The 18,988-nt window shown below is 73.0% G+C and carries 7 protein-coding genes; 5 read left to right on the top strand and 2 right to left on the bottom strand.

Annotated elements, in window-relative coordinates:
- The first annotated feature begins 133 nt into the window (after window positions 1-133).
- The 3 genes from OG878_RS41020 to rfbH all read left to right on the top strand — a co-directional run bounded on the left by OG878_RS41020 (window position 134) and on the right by rfbH (window position 14,201).
- Window positions 134-11,521: a type I polyketide synthase gene (locus OG878_RS41020; protein WP_328891797.1), complete on the top strand. Its 11,388-nt coding sequence runs from the start codon at window positions 134-136 to the stop codon at window positions 11,519-11,521.
- A 370-nt stretch (window positions 11,522-11,891) separates the two neighbouring features.
- Window positions 11,892-12,863, top strand: a complete 972-nt coding sequence (locus OG878_RS41015) for an NAD-dependent epimerase/dehydratase family protein (protein ID WP_328891796.1) — start codon at window positions 11,892-11,894, stop codon at window positions 12,861-12,863.
- A 27-nt stretch (window positions 12,864-12,890) separates the two neighbouring features.
- The gene (rfbH, locus tag OG878_RS41010; protein WP_328891795.1) at window positions 12,891-14,201 is read left to right on the top strand and encodes a lipopolysaccharide biosynthesis protein RfbH; all 1,311 of its coding nucleotides are present in this window, start codon (window positions 12,891-12,893) and stop codon (window positions 14,199-14,201) included.
- Here rfbH and OG878_RS41005 read toward each other — a convergent pair.
- Window positions 14,156-15,439: a nucleotide disphospho-sugar-binding domain-containing protein gene (locus OG878_RS41005; RefSeq protein ID WP_328891794.1), complete on the bottom strand. Its 1,284-nt coding sequence runs from the start codon at window positions 15,437-15,439 to the stop codon at window positions 14,156-14,158. The genes rfbH and OG878_RS41005 overlap by 46 nt on opposite strands.
- 312 nt (window positions 15,440-15,751) lie before the next feature.
- Between OG878_RS41005 and OG878_RS41000 the strand changes: the two genes are divergently transcribed.
- Window positions 15,752-16,792 carry a Gfo/Idh/MocA family protein gene (locus OG878_RS41000; RefSeq protein WP_328891793.1) on the top strand — a complete coding sequence of 347 codons (1,041 nt, stop codon included), beginning with the start codon at window positions 15,752-15,754 and terminating at the stop codon, window positions 16,790-16,792.
- A complete protein-coding gene (locus tag OG878_RS40995) occupies window positions 16,779-18,035 on the top strand; it encodes a macrolide family glycosyltransferase (RefSeq protein WP_328891792.1) in 1,257 nt (418 codons plus the stop codon). Before OG878_RS41000 ends, OG878_RS40995 begins: the two co-directional genes overlap by 14 nt.
- A 49-nt stretch (window positions 18,036-18,084) precedes the next feature.
- On the opposite strand, the gene OG878_RS40990 is transcribed toward OG878_RS40995, so the two are convergent.
- On the bottom strand, window positions 18,085-18,948 hold the full coding sequence (locus OG878_RS40990; RefSeq protein ID WP_328891791.1) for a 1,4-dihydroxy-6-naphthoate synthase: 864 nt from the start codon (window positions 18,946-18,948) through the stop codon (window positions 18,085-18,087).
- Window positions 18,949-18,988 lie beyond the last annotated feature (40 nt).

Raw genomic sequence — 18,988 nt, 5'->3', positions numbered from 1 at the left:
AACAACTGATGAAACGACTGGACGGTGCGCCATCTGACGCGAGCGCCGTGGACATCTCGGCAAAGATCGAGGCCGCTACATCCGACGACATCTTTGCACTTATCGACCACGAGATCGGGACGCGGTGAGCTTGATGAGTAACGAGGACAAGCTTCTCGGATACTTGAAGAAGGTCACGCTTGAGCTTCACGAGACCAAGCAGCGCCTTCACAGCGTGGAGTCCGCCGGAACCGAACCCGTGGTCGTGGTGGGCATGGGCTGCCGCTTCCCTGGCGGGGTGAACTCGCCGGAGGGACTCTGGCGGGTGGTGGCGGAAGGGATCGACGCGCTGGGCGAGTTCCCCCCGGACCGAGGCTGGGATGCTGGCCACGGTGTCGGCGGGTTCGTCGAGGGTGTGGCGGATTTCGATGCCGGCCTGTTCGGGATCTCGCCGCGTGAGGCGTTGGCGATGGATCCGCAGCAGCGGTTGCTGCTTGAGGTCGTGTGGGAGTCGCTGGAGCGGTCGGGTATTGCACCGTTCTCCTTGCGTGGACTTCCGGTGGGGGTTTTTGCGGGGACGAACGGGCAGGACTATCCGGCGGCGTTGGCGTTGGCGGGGGAGTCCGCCGAGGGCTATGGCGGGACGGGCAGTTCGGGCAGTGTGTTGTCGGGGCGGGTCTCGTATGCGCTGGGTCTCGAGGGCCCGGCCGTCACGATCGACACGGCCTGCTCGTCCTCGCTCGTGGCTCTGCATCTGGCGGCGCAGTCGTTGCGGTCGGGTGAGTGTGATCTTGCGTTGGCCGGTGGTGTGACGCTGATGTCGACGCCGGGTGCGTTCATCGAGTTCGAGCGGCAGGGTGGTCTGGCCGGGGACGGCCGGTGCAAGGCGTTCTCGGACGACGCGGACGGTACGGGCTGGGGCGAGGGCGTGGGTGTCCTGGTTCTGGAGCGGTTGTCGGACGCGCGGCGCAACGGTCACCAGGTGCTGGCGGTGGTGCGGGGTTCGGCGGTCAATCAGGACGGTGCGTCCAACGGTCTCACCGCCCCGAACGGTCCGTCGCAGCAGCGAGTCATTCGCCAGGCGTTGGCCAACTCCGGCCTGACCTCCGCTGACGTGGATGCGGTGGAGGCGCATGGCACGGGCACCAAGCTGGGTGACCCGATCGAGGCGCAGGCACTCCTTGCCACCTATGGCCAGGACCGGCCGGCGGAGCAGCCGTTGTGGCTGGGTTCGATCAAGTCGAACATCGGGCACACGCAGGCGGCGGCCGGTGTCGCGGGCGTGATGAAGATGATCCTGGCGATGCGGCACGAGACGCTGCCCCGGTCTCTCCACGTCGGTACGCCGTCCTCGCACGTGGACTGGTCGGCCGGCGCGGTGGAGCTGCTGTCCGAGCCCCGCGAGTGGCCGCACTCCGAACGGCTCCGCCGGGCTGGAGTGTCGTCCTTCGGAATCAGCGGGACGAACGCGCACGTGATCATCGAGGAGGCGCCGCCCGCTCAGGAGGTGCCGGTGGTGGCTTCGGATGTTGTGCTGCCGGTGGTGCCGTGGGTGGTGTCGTCGAAGACGGCGGCCGGTGTCGCAGGGCAGGTGCGGCGGCTGGCTTCCGGGGTGGACGGTCTGGGCGCAGTCGATGTCGGCTTGTCGCTGGCGACGACCCGGGCGGCACTGGAGCACCGGGCTGTCGTCCTGGGTGCAGGCACCGATGAGCTCCGTACGCGGCTGGGTGAGCCGGTGGTGCCCGTAGTGGCCCGGGACGGCCTGACCGGGTTCGTGTTCTCAGGTCAGGGCGGTCAGCGCGTCGGTATGGGCCGGGAGCTGGCAGAGGCCTTCCCGGTCTTCGCCACTGCCCTCGATGAGATATGCGGTCACTTCGACGGATTGCGCGAGGTGATGTTCACCGATGCGGAGGCCCTGGGCCGGACGGGGTGGGCACAGCCCGCGCTGTTCGCTGTCGAGGTGGCGCTGTTCCGGCTGGTGGAGTCCTGGGGTGTCCACCCGGACTACCTCATCGGCCACTCGGTCGGTGAGCTGGCCGCCGCCCACGTCGCCGGGGTCTTCTCACTCGCCGACGCGTGCCGGCTGGTTTCCGCCCGTGCCGGGTTGATGCAGGCGCTGCCGACCGGTGGTGCGATGTGGGCGGTACGGGCCACGCTCCAGGAAGTCACTCCACTGCTGGCCGAGGCCGGTGACGTCTCCGTGGCGGCGGTGAACGCTCCCGGCCAGGTCGTCCTGTCAGGCACCCGTGAAGCAGTTGAGGCGGTGGCCGCCCAGCTCACCGATCGTCAGGGACGCTGGCTCGAGGTCAGCCACGCCTTCCATTCGCCGCTGATGGACCCGATGCTGGACGCATTCGCGGCTGCTGCAAGCGAGTTGACGTACGACAGCCCCCGCATCCCGATCATCTCCACGCTCACGGCCGAGCCGGTCACCGAGTTCACCGCGTCGTACTGGACCGACCAGGTACGCGGCACGGTCCGCTTCGCCGACGCGATCACCCACCTCAAGTCCCTGGGTGTCACCCGTTTCCTGGAGCTGGGCCCGGACGCCACGCTGGTCGGTGCCATCGAGGAGACGTACGACGGCGAAACCCTTGCCGTAGCAGCGCTGAACCGTAAGCAGTCCGAGCCCGCAACCGCCGTCACGGCGCTGGCCCGCCTGTGGGCGGACGGAGCCGACGTCGACTGGACGGCGTTCTACGCACCGACCGGCGCCCGCACCGTCGGCCTGCCCACCTACGCCTTCCAGCACCAGCGCTACTGGCCGACCGCCCGTCTCACCGCGGGCCCGATCCCGCTCGGCTCCGTGGGGGCCGGTCACCCTCTGCTCCAGGCCGTGATCAGCCTGGCGGACTCGGGGGACGTACTGTTCCTGGGCGGGCTTTCGGCGCAGTCACATCCCTGGCTCGCGGACCATCGGGTGGCAGGCCGGATCGTGTTCCCCGGCACCGGACTGCTCGACCTCGCCCTGTGCGCCGGGGAGCGTGTGGGCTGCGAGAGGGTCGAGGAGCTGACCCTGACGGCTCCTCTGGTGATCCCGGAGAGCGGTGTCGTACATGTGCAGCTGCTGGTCGGCGCGCGGGACGCCACCGGCTGCCGCTCCGTACAGGTGTCCTCCCGGCAGGAAAGTGAGCCGGCCGACCGGTGGACACGGCACGCCACCGGCCTGCTCGCCCCGGCCCAGGACGAGGAACCGTCGTACGACCTCACCCAGTGGCCTCCGGACGGCGCGCGGGAACTGGACACGGCCGGGCTCTACGAGGCTCTGTCGGGACTCGGCCTTCAGTACGGTCCCGTCTTCCGCGGGCTGCGCCGGGCGTGGCAGCGGGCGGACGGGCTCTTCGTCGAGGCACTGCTCGCCGACCCCGCTCAGCCGTCGGGCGCCGACACCTACCCGCTGCACCCCGCCGTCCTGGACTCGGTACTGCACGCGATGGCGCTCGGCGCCACCGCACCCGGCGACCCCGGGACCGAGGGCGAGAGCGGCCCCGGGCGGCTGCCGTTCTCCTGGAACGGAGTGACCCTGCACGCCGTGGGAGCCGGTGCCCTGCGCGCACGCCTGACGCACAGCGGGCCGGACAGCGTCTCCGTCCAGGTCGCCGACGTCACTGGGCGGCCTGTCGTCGAGGTGGCCTCGCTGACGCTCCGGCCGATGGCTCTGGACGCTCGGGACTCCGGGGGTTCCGGCGCTGCCGAGTCGGTGGACGCCGCCCCGCAGGACGCCCTGTTCCGGCTGGACTGGACTCGGATCGCGGCACCGGACGCGCCGGCAGCGCCCGACCGGGTGTTCCTCGGCGAGGACGGCGGCCCGGCCGCGTACCCCGACTTGGCGGCACTGCGTACGGCACTCGACGCCGGACAGTCCGTACCCGATGTCGTGGTGACCAGAACGACCGGAGGGACTGGAGTCGCGGACGCGGGCGGAGCCGAACTGGCCGACCGTACGCACGAGGCCGTCCTGCGCACCCTCGCTCTCCTCCAGGACTGGCTCTCGGACGAGCGATTCGAGACGAGCCGACTGGTCCTCGTCTGCGACGGGGCGGTGGCGGCCCGACCCGAGGAGAATGTGCGGGACCTGGCGGGCGCGGCCGTCTGGGGCCTTGTACGGTCGGCTCAGTCCGAACATCCGGAACGGTTCCAACTCATCGACATACAAGGTGAGTTGACCGAAATCGCCGACCTCGCTCACGGCTCGTCCGAGCCGCAGCTCGCCGTGCGCGACGGCGAGCTGCTCGCCTGCCGTCTGGCCGTCGCACCGCCGACAGCCGAGGCCCCCATCTGGAACCCCGACGGCACCGTGCTCGTCACCGGCGCCACCGGCGAACTCGGCGGCGTGATCTCCCGCCATCTGGTCACCACCCACAGCATCCGCCGCCTGCTGCTCCTCAGCCGTCGCGGCCCGGCCGCACCGGGCGCCGCCGAGCTGATCGCCGAACTGACCGGGCACGGCGCCGAAGTCAGCCTCCTCGCCTGCGATGTGACGGACCTGGACGACCTCGCCGCCGCCCTCGCCACCGTTCCCGTCGAACACCCGCTGACCGGCGTCGTGCACACCGCCGGTGTGCTCGCCGACGCGACGGTGACGTCCCTGGCCCCGGAGCAGGTGGCGCGGGTGCTGCGCCCCAAGGTTGACGCCGCGCTCCACCTGCACGAACTGACGTGCGGCGCGCCCCTGTCGGCGTTCGTCCTGTTCTCCTCGGTCTCGGCCGCGCTCGGCGCGCCCGGGCAGGGCAATTACGCGGCAGCCAACGCCTTCCTCGACGCGCTCGCCCAGCGCCGCCGCGCCGAAGGGCTTCCCGGGCTCTCCCTGGGCTGGGGCCTGTGGGACGGCTCGGGCGAGATGACCGGCGAGCTCGGCGACACCGACCGGCGGCGCATGGCCCGCGGCGGTGTGGTGCCGCTGTCCGTCGCCGACGGCACCGCCCTGTTCGATCTCGCAGCCGCCACCGGGCACGCGGCGGTGCTGCCCGTCCGCCTCGACCTCGCCGTACTGCGCGAGTCCGCGGAGCACCTGCCGCCGGTCTTCCGCGGCCTGGTCCGCGCCCCGCGGCGACGCGCGGCCGCCGCCGATACGGTCACGGCGGACTCGCTGACCGACCGGCTCACCCCGCTCCCCGCCGAGGAGCGGCTCGCCGCCCTGCGCGAACTGGTCCGGGAGCGGGCGGCCACCGTGCTCGGCCACGGCTCGGCGCACGACGTGGCGCCCGACCTGCCCTTCCGCGAGCTGGGCTTCGATTCGCTCACCGCGGTCGAACTGCGCAACCACCTCAACGCCGCGACCGGTCTGCGGCTCTCCGCGACCCTCGTCTTCGACCACCCGACCGCCGACGCCGTCGCCGCCCATGTGCTGGAGCGGCTGTTCGGAGCGCAGCGCCCCGACCGCGCCCAGGCCGCGCCCGTACGGCACCCCGGCCCGGACACCGACGACCCGATCGTCATCGTCGGTATGGCCTGCCGCTATCCCGGCGGCGTCCGCAGCCCCGACGACCTGTGGGACCTGGTGAGTTCCGGCGCCGACGGCGTCACCCCGTTCCCCGACGACCGCGGCTGGGACCTGGAACGGCTCTACGACGCCGACCCGGACGCCGGCGGCGCCAGCTATGTGCGGGAGGGCGGATTCCTGCACGACGCCGCCGAGTTCGACGCGGCCTTCTTCGGAATCTCGCCGCGCGAGGCACTGGTCATGGACCCGCAGCAGCGCCTCCTCCTCGAGACGTCCTGGGAAGCCGTCGAGTCCGCGGGCATCGACCCCACCACCCTGCGCGGCCGGCGCACCGGAGTCTTCGCGGGCGTCATGTACCACGACTACCTGGCCCGGCTGCGCACCATCCCCAAGGGCGCCGAAGGGTTCCTCGGCACCGGCTCGGCGGGCAGCGTCGTCACCGGCCGCGTCGCCTACCTGATGGGCCTCGAAGGACCTGCCGTGACGGTCGACACCGCCTGCTCCTCCTCGCTGGTGTCGCTGCACCTGGCGGCGCAGGCGCTGCGCGCCGGCGAGTGCGACACGGCGCTGGCCGGCGGTGTCACCGTGATGGCGACCCCGGGGACCTTCATCGACTTCAGCCGGCAGCGCGGCCTCGCCCCCGACGGCCGGTGCAAGTCCTTCTCGTCCACCGCCGACGGCACCGGATGGGCCGAGGGCGTCGGCATGCTGCTGCTCGAGCGGCTCTCCGACGCGCGTCGCCACGGACACCGGGTGCTGGCGGTCGTACGGGGTTCGGCCGTCAACCAGGACGGCGCGTCCAACGGCCTGACCGCGCCCAACGGTCCGGCCCAGCAGCGCGTCATCCGACAGGCCCTGGACCGTGCCGGGCTGCGGCCCGCCGAGGTGGACGCCGTCGAGGGCCACGGCACCGGAACCGTCCTCGGCGACCCCATCGAGGCCCAGGCGCTGCTGGCCACGTACGGCCAGGACCGGCCCGGGGACCGGCCGCTGTGGCTCGGCTCGCTCAAGTCGAACATCGGGCATGCCCAGGCCGCCGCGGGCGTCGGCGGGATCATCAAGATGGTGCAGGCCATGCGGCACGGCGTGCTTCCGCCGACGCTGCACGTGGACCGGCCGAGCGAGGAGGTCGACTGGTCGGCCGGGCAGGTCGAACTGCTCACCGAGACCGTCCCGTGGCCCACGACCGACCGCCCCCGGCGCGCCGGCGTCTCCTCCTTCGGCATCAGCGGCACCAACGCGCACGTCATCCTGGAAGCCCCGGCCGCGCAGCCGGCACCCGCCCCGGCGCTCGAGACCCGGCCGGCGCCGCCCGTGCTGCCGCTCCTGGTGTCGGCCCGCACCGAGGCGGCCGTACGCGGCCAGGCCGCGGCCCTGCGCGAACACCTGGCACGGCACCCCGGACTCGCCCCGCTCGACGTCGGCTTCTCGCTCGCCACCACACGCCCCCTCTTCGACCACCGGGCGCTCACGGTCGCCACCGACCGGGAGGGGCTGCTGGCCGGTCTGGACGCGATCGCGGCCAGTACCACCGCACCGGGCGTCGCGTACGGCCGGGCCGCGCAGCGCCGCGTGGCGATGCTGTTCACCGGACAGGGCAGCCAACGGCTCGGCATGGGAAGCGAGCTGTACGCGGCCGCGCCCGCGTTCACCGCGGCCCTGGACGCGTTGTGCGAGCACCTCGACGCGGAACTCGGCACGTCCCTGCGCGAGGTGATGTTCACCGACGAGCAGGCCCTGGCAGGCACGGGGTACGCACAGCCCGCGCTGTTCGCCCTCGAAGTGGCGCTGTACCGGCTGATCGAATCCTTCGGGATCGAACCCGACCACCTGGTGGGTCACTCGGTCGGTGAACTGGCCGCCGCCCACGTGGCGGGCGTACTGACCCTGGAGGACGCCTGCCGGCTGGTCGCGGCCCGCGGACGGCTGATGCAGGCACTCCCGGCGGGCGGCGCGATGCTGGCGCTGCGGGCGACCGAGGCGGAGGTCACCCCCCTCCTGGGCGAAGGGGTGGATCTCGCCGCGGTCAACGGGCCCACGGCCGTGGTGCTGTCGGGCGAGGAGGAAGCCGTCCTCGCGGTGGCCGGAAGGTTTGCGGACCGCCAGAGCAAGCAACTGCGGGTGAGCCACGCCTTCCACTCGGCCCGGATGGAACCGATGCTGGAGGAGTTCCGCCAGGTCGCCGAGGCCGTCACCTACCACCCGGCGACGATCCCGGTCGTGCCGACCGGCGGTGCCCACGCCGCCGAGTCGGGCGGCTTCGAGGCGCCGGAGTACTGGGTGCGGCAAGTACGCGAGACCGTGCGGTTCCACGACGCGGTCACGCGGCTGCGCGCGGCCGATGTGAGCACCTTCCTCGAACTCGGCCCGGACCCCGTCCTCACGGCGGCCGTCGAGGAGTGCCTCGCGGACGACGGCACCGGGGCGACACCGGCACCGATCGTCCGCGCGGCCCTGCGCCGCGGCCGGCCCGAGACCGGGACGCTCGCCGCGGGGCTCGCCCCGCTGCTCGCGCACGGAACCGGTATACAACGGCCGGCGCTCTACGCCGGCACCGGTGCGCGCCGGGTGGACCTGCCGACCTACGCGTTCCAGCGGCAGCGGTACTGGGCCGAGAACGCCGCGGTCCCGGCCGACCTGGCGGGGGCCGGACTGACCGGCGCCGACCACCCACTGCTCGGCGCCTGCGTTCCGCTGTCCGGCGGGGGGTCCGTCTGCACCGGACGGCTCTCCACCGCCGCCCACCCGTGGCTCGCCGACCACCTCGTCGCCGGGGTGCCGCTGCTGCCCGGCACCGCACTCCTCGATCTGGCCGTGCACGCCGGCGATCACGCCGGCTGCGGTCTCGTGGACGAACTGGTGCTGTCCGCTCCCATGCCCCTCGACGCGGGCGACCAGCAGATCCAGGTCCTGACCGAGCCCGCCGACGCAGCCGGAAACCGCACCGTACGGATCTCCTCCCGGCCGGCCGACGCGCCCGCCGAGACACCCTGGACCCTGCACGCGACCGGAACCCTCGCCGCGGCCATGGCCGACGGTGAGCCGTTCGACACCTCCGAATGGCCGCCGCGCGGCGCGCTGGAGGTGCCGCTCGACGGACTCTACGACGGCGACCAGGACCCGGACGGGAACGGTGTCGCGTACGGCCCGGCCTTCCAGGGCCTCAGCGCGGCCTGGCGGCGCGACGGAGAGCTCTACGCCGAAGTGGTGCTGCCCGAACCGGTCCGCGCGGACGCCGGGCGGTACGGGCTGCATCCCGCCCTCCTCGACGCGGCCCTGCACTCTCTCGCCCACCTGCTGCCCGGCGCCGCCGGCCGTCTCGTCCCGTTCTCCTTCGGCGGCGCCGCCCTGCACGCCCAGGGCGCCACCGCACTGCGCATCCGGCTGACGGCGACCGGACCCGAGCAGGTGGCGCTCAGCGCCGTGGACCCTGCCGGGCGAGCCGTCGCCTCGATCGCCTCGCTCACGCTGCGCCCCCACGCCGCGGGCCGCCCCCGCGAAGCACGCCACACGGACGCGCTGTTCCGCGTCGACTGGCAACCGGTGCCGGTGGCGGCGCGGGAGACGGAGTCGGGGTTCCGCCGCTGCGCGCTGGTCGGCGCGGACGCCCTGGAGATCATGGGCACCCTGACCGGGGCGGGTGTGTGGACCGAGTCCTTCGCCGACCTGGAGGCCCTGTCGGCCGCGGCGTCGGCGGGCATGACCCTGCCCGAAATCGTCCTGGTCTCCTTCGCCTCCGATCCCGGAGCCGAACCGGTCCGCAGCGTACGGGACATCACCGGTGAGGCACTGCGGAGCGTGCAGTCCTGGCTCGCGGACGAGCGGTTCGCCGGAGCGAGCCTGGCCTTCGTCACCCGCACCGCGCTCGGCGACGGCAGCGGACGCCCGGACGACCTGGCCTGTGCCCCAATCTGGGGTCTGGTGCGGACCGCCCAGTCGGAGAACCCCGGCCGCTTCCACCTCGTGGACCTCGACGGGAAGGAGGCCTCGGTCCTCGCCCTGCCCGCCGCCCTCGGCACCGGCGAACCCCAACTGGTGATCAGAGACGGGCAGTTGCGTGCGGCCAGGCTCGCCCGAGTCGCCGTACCCGAGGAGCCCGGTGCCGTCTGGGACCCGGACGGCACCGTGCTGGTCACCGGCGCCACCGGCGCCCTCGGCGGCCTGGTCGCCCGCCACCTCGTCGCCGAGCACGGCGTCCGGCAGCTGCTCCTGGTGAGCCGCAGCGGATCCGCCGCCCCCGGCGCCGAGGCACTGCGGGCCGAACTCGCGGGGCTGGGCGCCGAAGTCACCCTGACCGCCTGCGACGCGGCCGACCGCGCCGCCCTGGCCGGGGTCCTGGCCGCAGTCGACCCGGCGCATCCGCTGACCGCCGTGGTCCACCTCGCCGGCGTCCTCGACGACGGAGTGATCACCTCGCTCACTCCGGACCGGTTCGATGCGGTGCTGCGCGCCAAGGCGGACGCCGCGCTCCACCTGCACGAACTGACCCGTGACGACAAGCTCGCCGAGTTCGTGCTGTTCTCCTCCTCGGCGGCCACCTTCGGCACCCCGGGGCAGGCCAACTACGCGGCCGCCAACGCCTTCCTCGACGCGCTGGCGGAGCAGCGGCGCGCCGACGGCCTGCCCGCCAGGTCGCTCGCATGGGGTGCCTGGGAGCACGGCATGGCCGGCCGGCTCGACGGAGTGGACCGCGGCCGCATGGCCCGCGGCGGCGTGCTCGCCCTGGGCGACCGGGACGGGCTCGCACTCCTCGACGCCACGCTGCGCGTCGACGCCGCCCAGTTCGTGCCCGTCCGCCTCGACACCGCGGCGCTCGGCCCCGAACCGGCCCCGCTCCTGCGTGGCCTCGCCCGCCCGGCGGCCCGGCGCACTGCCGCAGGCCACGATGCCGGCCGCAGCACCGGGCTCCGGCTGCGCGGACTGACCGGGACGGCCCGCCGGGATGCGGTACTCGACCTGGTGCGCGGTGCCACCGCCGCCGTCCTCGGACACCCCTCGGCCGATGCGATCCAGCCCGACCAGCCGTTCCTCGAACTCGGCCTGGACTCCCTGACCTCGGTGGAGTTGCGCAACGCGGTGGCTGCCGGGACCGAGCTGCGGCTGCCGGCCACCGTCGCCTTCGACCATGCATCGCCACTCGAGCTGGCCGGCCACCTGAACGCCCTGCTCGGCACGGCACAGGACGGTACGGAGGCTCCCGCGGACACCGCGGCCGCCGGCGCTCCCGACACCGACGAGACCATCGGCCGGCTGTTCCGCCGGGCCTGCGAGGAGCGCAGGCTGCGGGAGGGCTTCGAACTGCTGCAGAGCGTCGCCCAGCTGCGGCCGACCTTCGGCGACGCCGACGAGGTGCGCGAGTCTCCCACCTCGGTCCGGCTGGCCAAAGGCACCGAGCCGGTCCGGCTGGTCTGCTTCAGCTCGCAGGTGGCGCTCGCCGGTGTGCACCAGTACGCACGGTTCGCCTCGGCGTTCCGTGACGTACGGGAGGTGATCGCGCTCGCGGTGCCCGGATTCGCGACCGGTGAGCCGCTGCCGGCCACCGAGGACGCCCTGCTCGGACTGCTGGCGCGGATGGTGCGCGAGCAGGTCGGGGACGCGCCCTTCGCGCTGCTGGGCTCGTCCTCCGGTGGCGTCCTCGCCTACGCGACGGCCGCCCGGCTGGAACAGGAGGGCCGGTCTCCGGCGGGAGTCGTGCTCCTCGACACCTATGTGCCGGGCGACGACTCGCTCGGCCAGTTCGAGGACCAGCTGCTCGGCGGAATGTTCGAACGGGAGGCCGGCTTCGCGCGCATGGACGCCGCCAGGCTGTCCGCGATGAGCTGGTACTTCAACCTGCTGGGCGGCTGGCGGCCCGGGAGACTCACCTCCCCCGTGCTGCTCGTACGGGCCGGTGAACCGATGCCAGGCGGCGAGGAACTGGCTCCCGAGCAGTGGCAGACGGGCTGGAGCGAGGCGGACCGCGTCGTGGACGTGCCCGGCAACCACTTCACCATGATGGAGGACCAGGCCGGCACGACCGCCGAAGCCGTCGACCGCTGGATCCGGGAGCAGCCGGTGCAGGAGCAGCCGCTCCTCCAAGGGCAGCCGGTGTGCGAGTAGCGGAGGCTGTGGCCCTGCCCGGGGGACGTGGCAGGGGCCACGGCTCTCCGGCCGCACCGTGGCCCGAATCCGGTACGGCCGACCTTGGCGGTGGCACAGGCCGTGAACGTCACCACTCACATCGCCCCGGCCCGCAGCGCCCCACTCGTACAAGGGAATTGCCCGGACCCAGGGCTTCTGCGACAGGGAGTCGTCCGGCCGCCGGTCGCACGGAGGGCCGGGGCCGCGCATCGGGGGAAACACCCAGAGTTTGGATGCATGGCCCCGTCGCGGGTGTGCGCATCCCCGGGGCGCGTGGATAGTGGCGGCAGAGGTGATCGCCCGGCCGGGCCGTCGCCCCAACGGACCAGATGATCCGGGAGACTCGTCGATGGACCCAGTGGGTTCCGCGGGCCGGCCGACCGCCGTGGTGCTCGGCGCCAGTGGCTTCGTCGGCCGCAATGTGTGCGCCGCGCTACGGGACGCCGGCCGGCCGGTGGCCGCCGTCGCCCGCCGCGCCGGCGGCCTGCCCGAGGGCTGCCGCCCCGTGGCCCTTGACATCGCCCGCGGTGATCCCGCCGCGCTCGCCGCCGAACTCGCGGCCCTGCGGCCCGACGTGGTGGTGAACGCGGCGGGCGCCCTGTGGAACGTCACCGACGACGAGCTGACCGCGGGCAACGTGACCCTCGTCGAGCGACTGGTGCGCGCCGTCGAGGTACTGCCGGGCCCGGTACGGCTCGTGCACATCGGATCGGCGTACGAGTACGGCGTGCACCCCGACGAGAAGCTGGTGGAGACGCTGCCGGCCCGCCCCGTGGGCCGGTACGCGCAGACCAAGCTCGCCGGCACCCAGGTCGTCACCCGCGCCGCCGCAGAGGGACGGGTGACCGCGACCGTGCTGAGGATCCCGATCGCGCTCGGCCCGTTCACCCCCGGGGACAGCCTGCTCGGCGGGCTTGCCCGGCAGCTCGCCGCGCACCCGGCCGAGGTGCGGCTGCCGCCACTCGACGGCGTACGACGGGAGCTTGTCGACGTCCGGGACGTGGCCGACGCCGTGCTGTGCGCGGCGCACGCGGCCCGGCTGCCCCCCGTGGTCAACATCGGCTCGGGCGGCCTCGTCCGGCTGACCGACACGGTGGACGCGCTGCTCCGGATCGCCGGACCGAACGCGGCCGGCCCGACGATCGTGCGTGGCCCGGCAGCCGCCGTGCGCCGCGACGCCGGCGCCGGTGACCGGCCCCTGGACACCGGCCTGGCGCGGCGGGAGTTCGGCTGGGCCCCGACCCGCACCGTGACGGACGCGCTGCACGCCCTGTGGGACAGCCTCCGCGTCCCCGACCCCACGCCACGACACCACACCTGACCACCACAGCGGACGAGGAGGGCATCCATGACTGATGCCGACGTACAGTCCATCATCGAACTGACCCGCAAGTACCACCGGGACCAGGAGGCCTCCGGGCAGGAATTCGTCCCAGGCGTCACCCCGATCCTGCCGGCGGGCGCGGTCCTCGACGAGGACGACCGCGCCGCGCTGGTGGAGCACGCGCTGCAGCTGCGCATCGCCTCCGGCGCCACCGCGCTGCGCTTCGAGCGGAAGTTCGCCAAGACGGTCGGTGTCCGCAAGGCTCACCTGACCAATTCGGGCTCGTCCGCCAACCTGCTGGCGCTCGCCTCGCTCACCGTGCCGGAACTCGAGGACCGCCGGCTGCGCCCCGGCGACGAGGTGATCACCGTCGCCGCGGGCTGGCCCACCACCGTCAACCCCATCGTCCAGTGCGGGCTGGTGCCGGTCTTCGTCGACGTGGACCTCGCCACGTACAACACGACACTGGACCGGGTCGAGGCGGCGATCGGTCCGCGTACCAAGGCCATCATGATGGCCCACACCCTCGGCAACCCCTTCCAGGCCACCGAGATAGCCCAACTGGCCGAGGACCGCGGGCTGTTCCTCGTCGAGGACAACTGCGACGCCCTCATGTCGACGTACCAGGGCCGTACCACCGGCACGTTCGGTGACTACGCGACCGTGAGCTTCTACCCGGCCCACCACCTCGCCATGGGTGAGGGCGGATGCGTGCTCTCCAACAGTGTGGAGCTGGCCCGGATCACCGAGTCGATGCGGGACTGGGGACGCGACTGCTGGTGCGAGCCGGGCGAGGACAACAAGTGCCTCAAGCGTTTCACCTACCAGATGGGTGATCTGCCGCACGGCTACGACCACAAGTACATTTTCTCCCACATCGGCTACAACCTGAAGTCGACCGACCTCCAGGCCGCCCTGGGCCTGAGCCAGCTCGGCAAGCTCGACGACTTCACCGCCGCCCGCAAGCGCAACTGGCAGCGGCTGCGCGACGGACTCGAGGGGGTGCCCGGCCTGCTGCTGCCCGAGGCCACCCCCGGCAGCGACCCGAGCTGGTTCGCCTTCGTCCTCACCCTGACCGAGGACGCCCCGTTCCGCCGCGCCGAACTGGTCGACTTCCTCAACGCCCGCCGCATCGGCACCCGGCTGCTGTTCGCCGGCAACCTCGTACGGCACCCCGCGTACCTCGACGTGGAGCACCGGATCAGCGGCGGGCTGACCAACAGCGACATCATCATGGAGCGGACGTTCTGGATCGGCGTGTACCCGGGCATCACCGCCGAGATGACCGACTACATGACCGCTTCCATCCGGGAGTTCGTCGCCAAGCACCGCTGAGCAGCGGCTGGCCCGGGGCCGCCCCGGGCCAGCCGCACCAGGCGGTCCACCAGCCGCACCGGGGACGGCCGCCGCAGGTTGTCCTCGCTCAGCTGCCAGGCGGTCCGCCGGTAGTCGGGGCGGCTCAGTAGTGCCTCGGCCGCGGACCGGATCGCCTCCCGCGAGGCGAGGTGCCCCGGCAGGTGCCGCCCGGCACCGGCCTCTTGCACCCGCTCGGCGATCCGGGCCTGTTCGGCAGCGAACGTGACGGCCAGCTGGGGCACCCCCGCGGCAAGCGCGGTCATCGCGCTGCCCGCCCCGCCGTGATGCAGGACGAGGTCGCTGTGCGCGAGCAGCGGGCCCAGCGGGCAGCGCTCCAGCACCCGCACCGACGGAGGCACCGCCCCGAGCGCCGCCACATCGTCCCTGGTGGCGGTGAGCACCACCTCGGCGTCCAGGTCGGCGAGCGCCGTGACGATCCGCGGCAGGATGAAGGAGTCGGGGCCCGACATGGAGGTGAGCGCCGTCGACCAGGTCACCGCGACCCGCACACCGCGGGCCGGCTGGTCGAGCCAGTCCGGCGCGAGGCCGCCTCCGTTGTAGGGGATGAACCGCACAGGCAGCCTGCAGGCCTGAACCGGCGGCTCCAGCGCTTCGGGGCAGGGATCGATGACGTACTCGATGGAGTCGGCCCCGAACGGGCCGCAACCGTACCGTTCGAAGGAGCGGCTCAGGTCCTCGGGTATCAGTTCCGGGCCGTGCGCCTCGTGCGTGCCGACGGGTCCCCAGAGGGCCAGCACCGCAGGCACGCCCAGTACGTGGGCGACGAGCTGCCCCTCCGTGCTGACCGGGTCGTGCACGACGAGCTCAGGGCGCCAGCGTCGGGCGAACCGCACCGCCCGGTCGTGCCCCTGCGCGGCACGGCGCGCGTACTCCGGCTCGGCCGTCCGCCGGTACTGCGCCAGGTCGAAGTCGTCGAGCGAGTCCATCACGGCGCCGGTGACCGGGTGCAGCGGTGGCCACGGATACGGCCAGTCCCCGCGCAGCGCCTCCCGCACATACGACATCCGGTTGTGGACCGCCACGTCCATGCCGTCCAGGACCGGCACCGGCTGCAGACCCGCCCGGGTCACCGGACCCGTCTGCGAGGGCGCGCACAGCACCCTCACCTCGTGCCCACTCGCCTGAAGAGCCCAGCTCAGCGGCACCATAGAGGCGTAATGCGTCGGCCAGGGGGACACGGAGAACAGCACGCGCATGAGATACCCCTTGTCGAGGGCTTGTCGTCGACGGCGCCACAGCGGTGCGCGCACGCGCGGGTCACGCCGCGATCCTGCACCATCGCGGCCCGGGCCAGTGGGGTCGTCGCGCCCCCGAACACGCAGTCTGGGAAAAGTCGCAGACTCCGGGCGCCGCCCGGCCGCGGCCGGGCGCGATGTGAGAGACATGGGATCTGCTGAGGCCGGCTGCCGCGGCCGGCCCCTGGACTTCAGCGGCGAGGGACACCATGCAGCCAATGCCACGCACCTCTCCGATCGCCCTCGTACCGGGCGCAGAACGCGGGGGACGCCGTGTCTGATGCCGAACGGACGGGCATCGGAGTCCTGGGCGCCGCCGACATCGCCTGGCGCCGCACGGTCCCGGCCCTGCTTCGCTGCCCCCGGCTGCGGCTGGTGGCGGTGGCCAGCCGCACCCCCGACAAGGCACGCACGTTCGCCGAGCGCTTCGGTTGCGAGGCCGTGACCGGCTATGAGCGGCTCCTCGAGCGTGAGGACATCCAGGCCGTCTACATCCCGCTGCCGAACGCCCTGCACGAGCAGTGGGCGGACGCGGCCCTGCGGGCCGGCAAGCACGTCCTGGTGGAGAAGTCGCTGACCGCGAGCGCGGCGGCGGCCGCGGACCTGGCCCGGACCGCGCAGGAGCGGGGCCTGGCGTTCATGGAGAACTTCGCCTTCCTCCACCACACCCAGCACGAGCGGGTCCGCGAGCTGATCGCCGACGGCGCCATCGGCACGCCCCGGGTCCTCACCGCCTCCTTCGGTATCCCGCGAGCTGACGGAGCGCTCATCCGCTACAGCCGTGAACTGGCCGGCGGAGCGCTCCGGGAGACCGGCTGCTACCCGGTCCGCGCCGCCCAGCTCTTCCTCGGCGCCGACATCGAAGTCCTCGGTGCCCGGCTCCGGTACGAGGAGGCCGACGGGTGCGACATGGCCGGATCGGTGCTGCTCGCCGACGGCGCGGGCGTCACGGCCCAGTGCGACTTCGGTCTGGATCACGCCTACCGCAACACGTACGCGGTCTGGGGCAGCGAGGGTCGTATCGAGGTGGAATGGGCCTTCACCCCGCCCCCCGACAAACGGCCACAGGTGTGTCTGCGCCGGGGGGACCACACCGAGCAGTGGACGCTGCCGGCCGCCGACCAGTTCCTCCGCGCGGTCTCCGCCTTCGCCGAGGCCTGCGCCGACCCGGCGGCCCGCGCCTCGCACGCCGTCGATGCCGTCCGCCAGGCCTCGCTGCTCGAGTCGGTCCTGGAGCTGGCCGGCACCCCCGAGGCCCCCGCCCGCAACCGGCTCGGACGGGCCGGGACAAGGAGCACTCATGTCCCCGGCTAGGCCCCCCGGCCCCGTGGCCGCCACCCAGGAGCAGCCCGGAAAGCACGTGCTGTGGCTGGGGTTCCCCTCGTACGGGCACATCAAGGCGACCCTCGGCATGGTCGAGGAACTGGTGCGGCGCGGCCACCGCGTCACCTATGTGGTCGCCGACCGGCTGGCCGCCACCGTCGCGGCCACGGGAGCGCACGTCGTGCCCTACGCCTCCGTGTTCCCGGAGACGATCACATCCACCGAGACCGCGACGACGATGCTGCTGGCCTTCCTCAGGGAGAGCTTCGCACCCCTGGAAGCGGCCCTGGAGGCGGCGGCCGCGGACCCGCCCCAGCTGGTCGTGCACGATGCGCTCGCCTCCGACACGGCGGCCGCGGTGAGCCGGCGGTACAAGGTGCCCACGGTGCGGACCTACGCCGGCTTCGGAACCAACGCGCAGGTACCGCAGAACGGGACCGAGGCTGATCCCGCACACACACCGGTGGACCTGGACGATCCCCGGCTGCGCGAGCTGGCCGCGGAGCTGACCTCCCGCGTCGAAGCGGCCGGCGTCGCCGGCCTGTTCGCCGACGGGCCGGCCGGCGGTGACGAGGCTGCGGTCAATGTCTCGTTCGTCGTCCGGGAGTTCCAGATCAAGGGGGACACGTTCGGAGACGACTACCTGTTCGCGGGGCCCTGCCTGCGCGCGGCGGACTTCGCAGGAGCGTGGGCGCCCCCGCCCGGCGCGGCGCCTGTGCTGCTGGTCTCGCTCGGCACCTCCGTCAACCGCCGCCCGGACTTCTTCCGGCGCTGCGCCGAAACCTTCGCCGGCACCCCGTGGCATGTCGTGATGACCCTCGGCCGCGGGATCGATCCGGCGGACCTCGGGCCGCTGCCGCCCAATGTCGAGGCCCGGTCGTGGCTCCCGCACCTGGCGGTGCTCGGACATGCCACCGCGTTCGTCTGCCAGGGCGGGACCGGAAGCCTGATGGAAGCGTTCCACCAAGGCGTCCCGGTGGTGGTCGTACCGCAGCAGCAGGACCAGCGGGCGATCGCACAGCAGGTCGTCGACCTCGGCCTGGGCCGGTCCATCAGCCCCGATGATCTCGATGCCGGCACCCTGCGCTCCGCCGTCGAAGCCATCGCCGGCGACGCCGGAGTGCGGCGCAGGGTGGCCGAACTGAGCCGGCAGGTGCGCACGGCCCCGGGGGCCGCCGCGGTCGCCGACCGCCTGGAGGCCGTCATGGCCGGCCGTGCCACCGCGATGGGCTGACGCCGCGGCGGGAGCAGCCCCGGGGGGAGGGCCTCGGGCTGCTCCCGCCTCACTGCGCGGAGCCCACCGGGTCCAGTGCGCCGGGCGGGAACGAGGGGACGGCCCCCGCCTGCACGGCCCGGTCCAGCAGGACACGGACCGCCGCGAGACCGTCCGGGCCGAGATCCTCGGTGTACTCGTTGACGTACAGCTCGATGTGCTGCTTCTGCACTTCCGGTGCGATCTCCTGCGCGTGCGCCCGCACATGGTCCCGTGACGCCTCGGGGTCGGCCCACGCGTGCCGGACGGAGGCGCGGACGGCCCCGACGATTTCCGCGAGCCGCTCGGGGCCCAGATCGCGCCGGGCGACGATCGCGCCGAGCGGGATGGGGAGCCCGGTCCGTTCCTCCCAGGCCTCGCCGAGGTCGACGAGGCGGTGCAGACCGTACTCGTGGAAAGTGAACCGGGCCTCGTGGATCACCAGGCCCGCGTCCACCTCGCCGTCCCTGACGGCCGGCATGATCCGGTCGAACGGCATCACCACGGTGCGTATCTCCTGGCCCGGCAGGGCCTTTTGCGCCCACAGCCGGAACAGCAGGTATGCCGTGGAGCGCTCGGTGGGGATCGCCACGACGCGCCCGGCGAGGTCCGCGGGCTCGCCGGCGGTGCGGGTGAGCAGCAGCGGCCCGCAGCCGTGGCCGAGCGCGCCGCCGCAGGGCAGCAGCGCGTAGTGGTCCAGGACATACGGCAGCGCCCCGTACGAGATCTTCAGTACGTCCAGCTCGCCCCGCGCCGCCATCCCGTTGGTGACGTCGATGTCGGCGATGGTGACCTTGGGGGAGGGCACCCCGGGCAGTAGCCCGGCCGTCCATGCATGGAAGACGAACGTGTCGTTGGGGCATGGCGAATAGGCGAGGTCCAGAGGGCTTGCCATGACACTCCTGTCCGTCGGCCGAGCGGGCTCGGCGAAATTT

The sequence above is a fragment of the Streptomyces sp. NBC_00316 genome, assembly GCF_036158715.1.
GTDB lineage: Bacteria > Actinomycetota > Actinomycetes > Streptomycetales > Streptomycetaceae > Streptomyces.
This window is presented reverse-complemented; position numbering and strand designations above follow the sequence as displayed.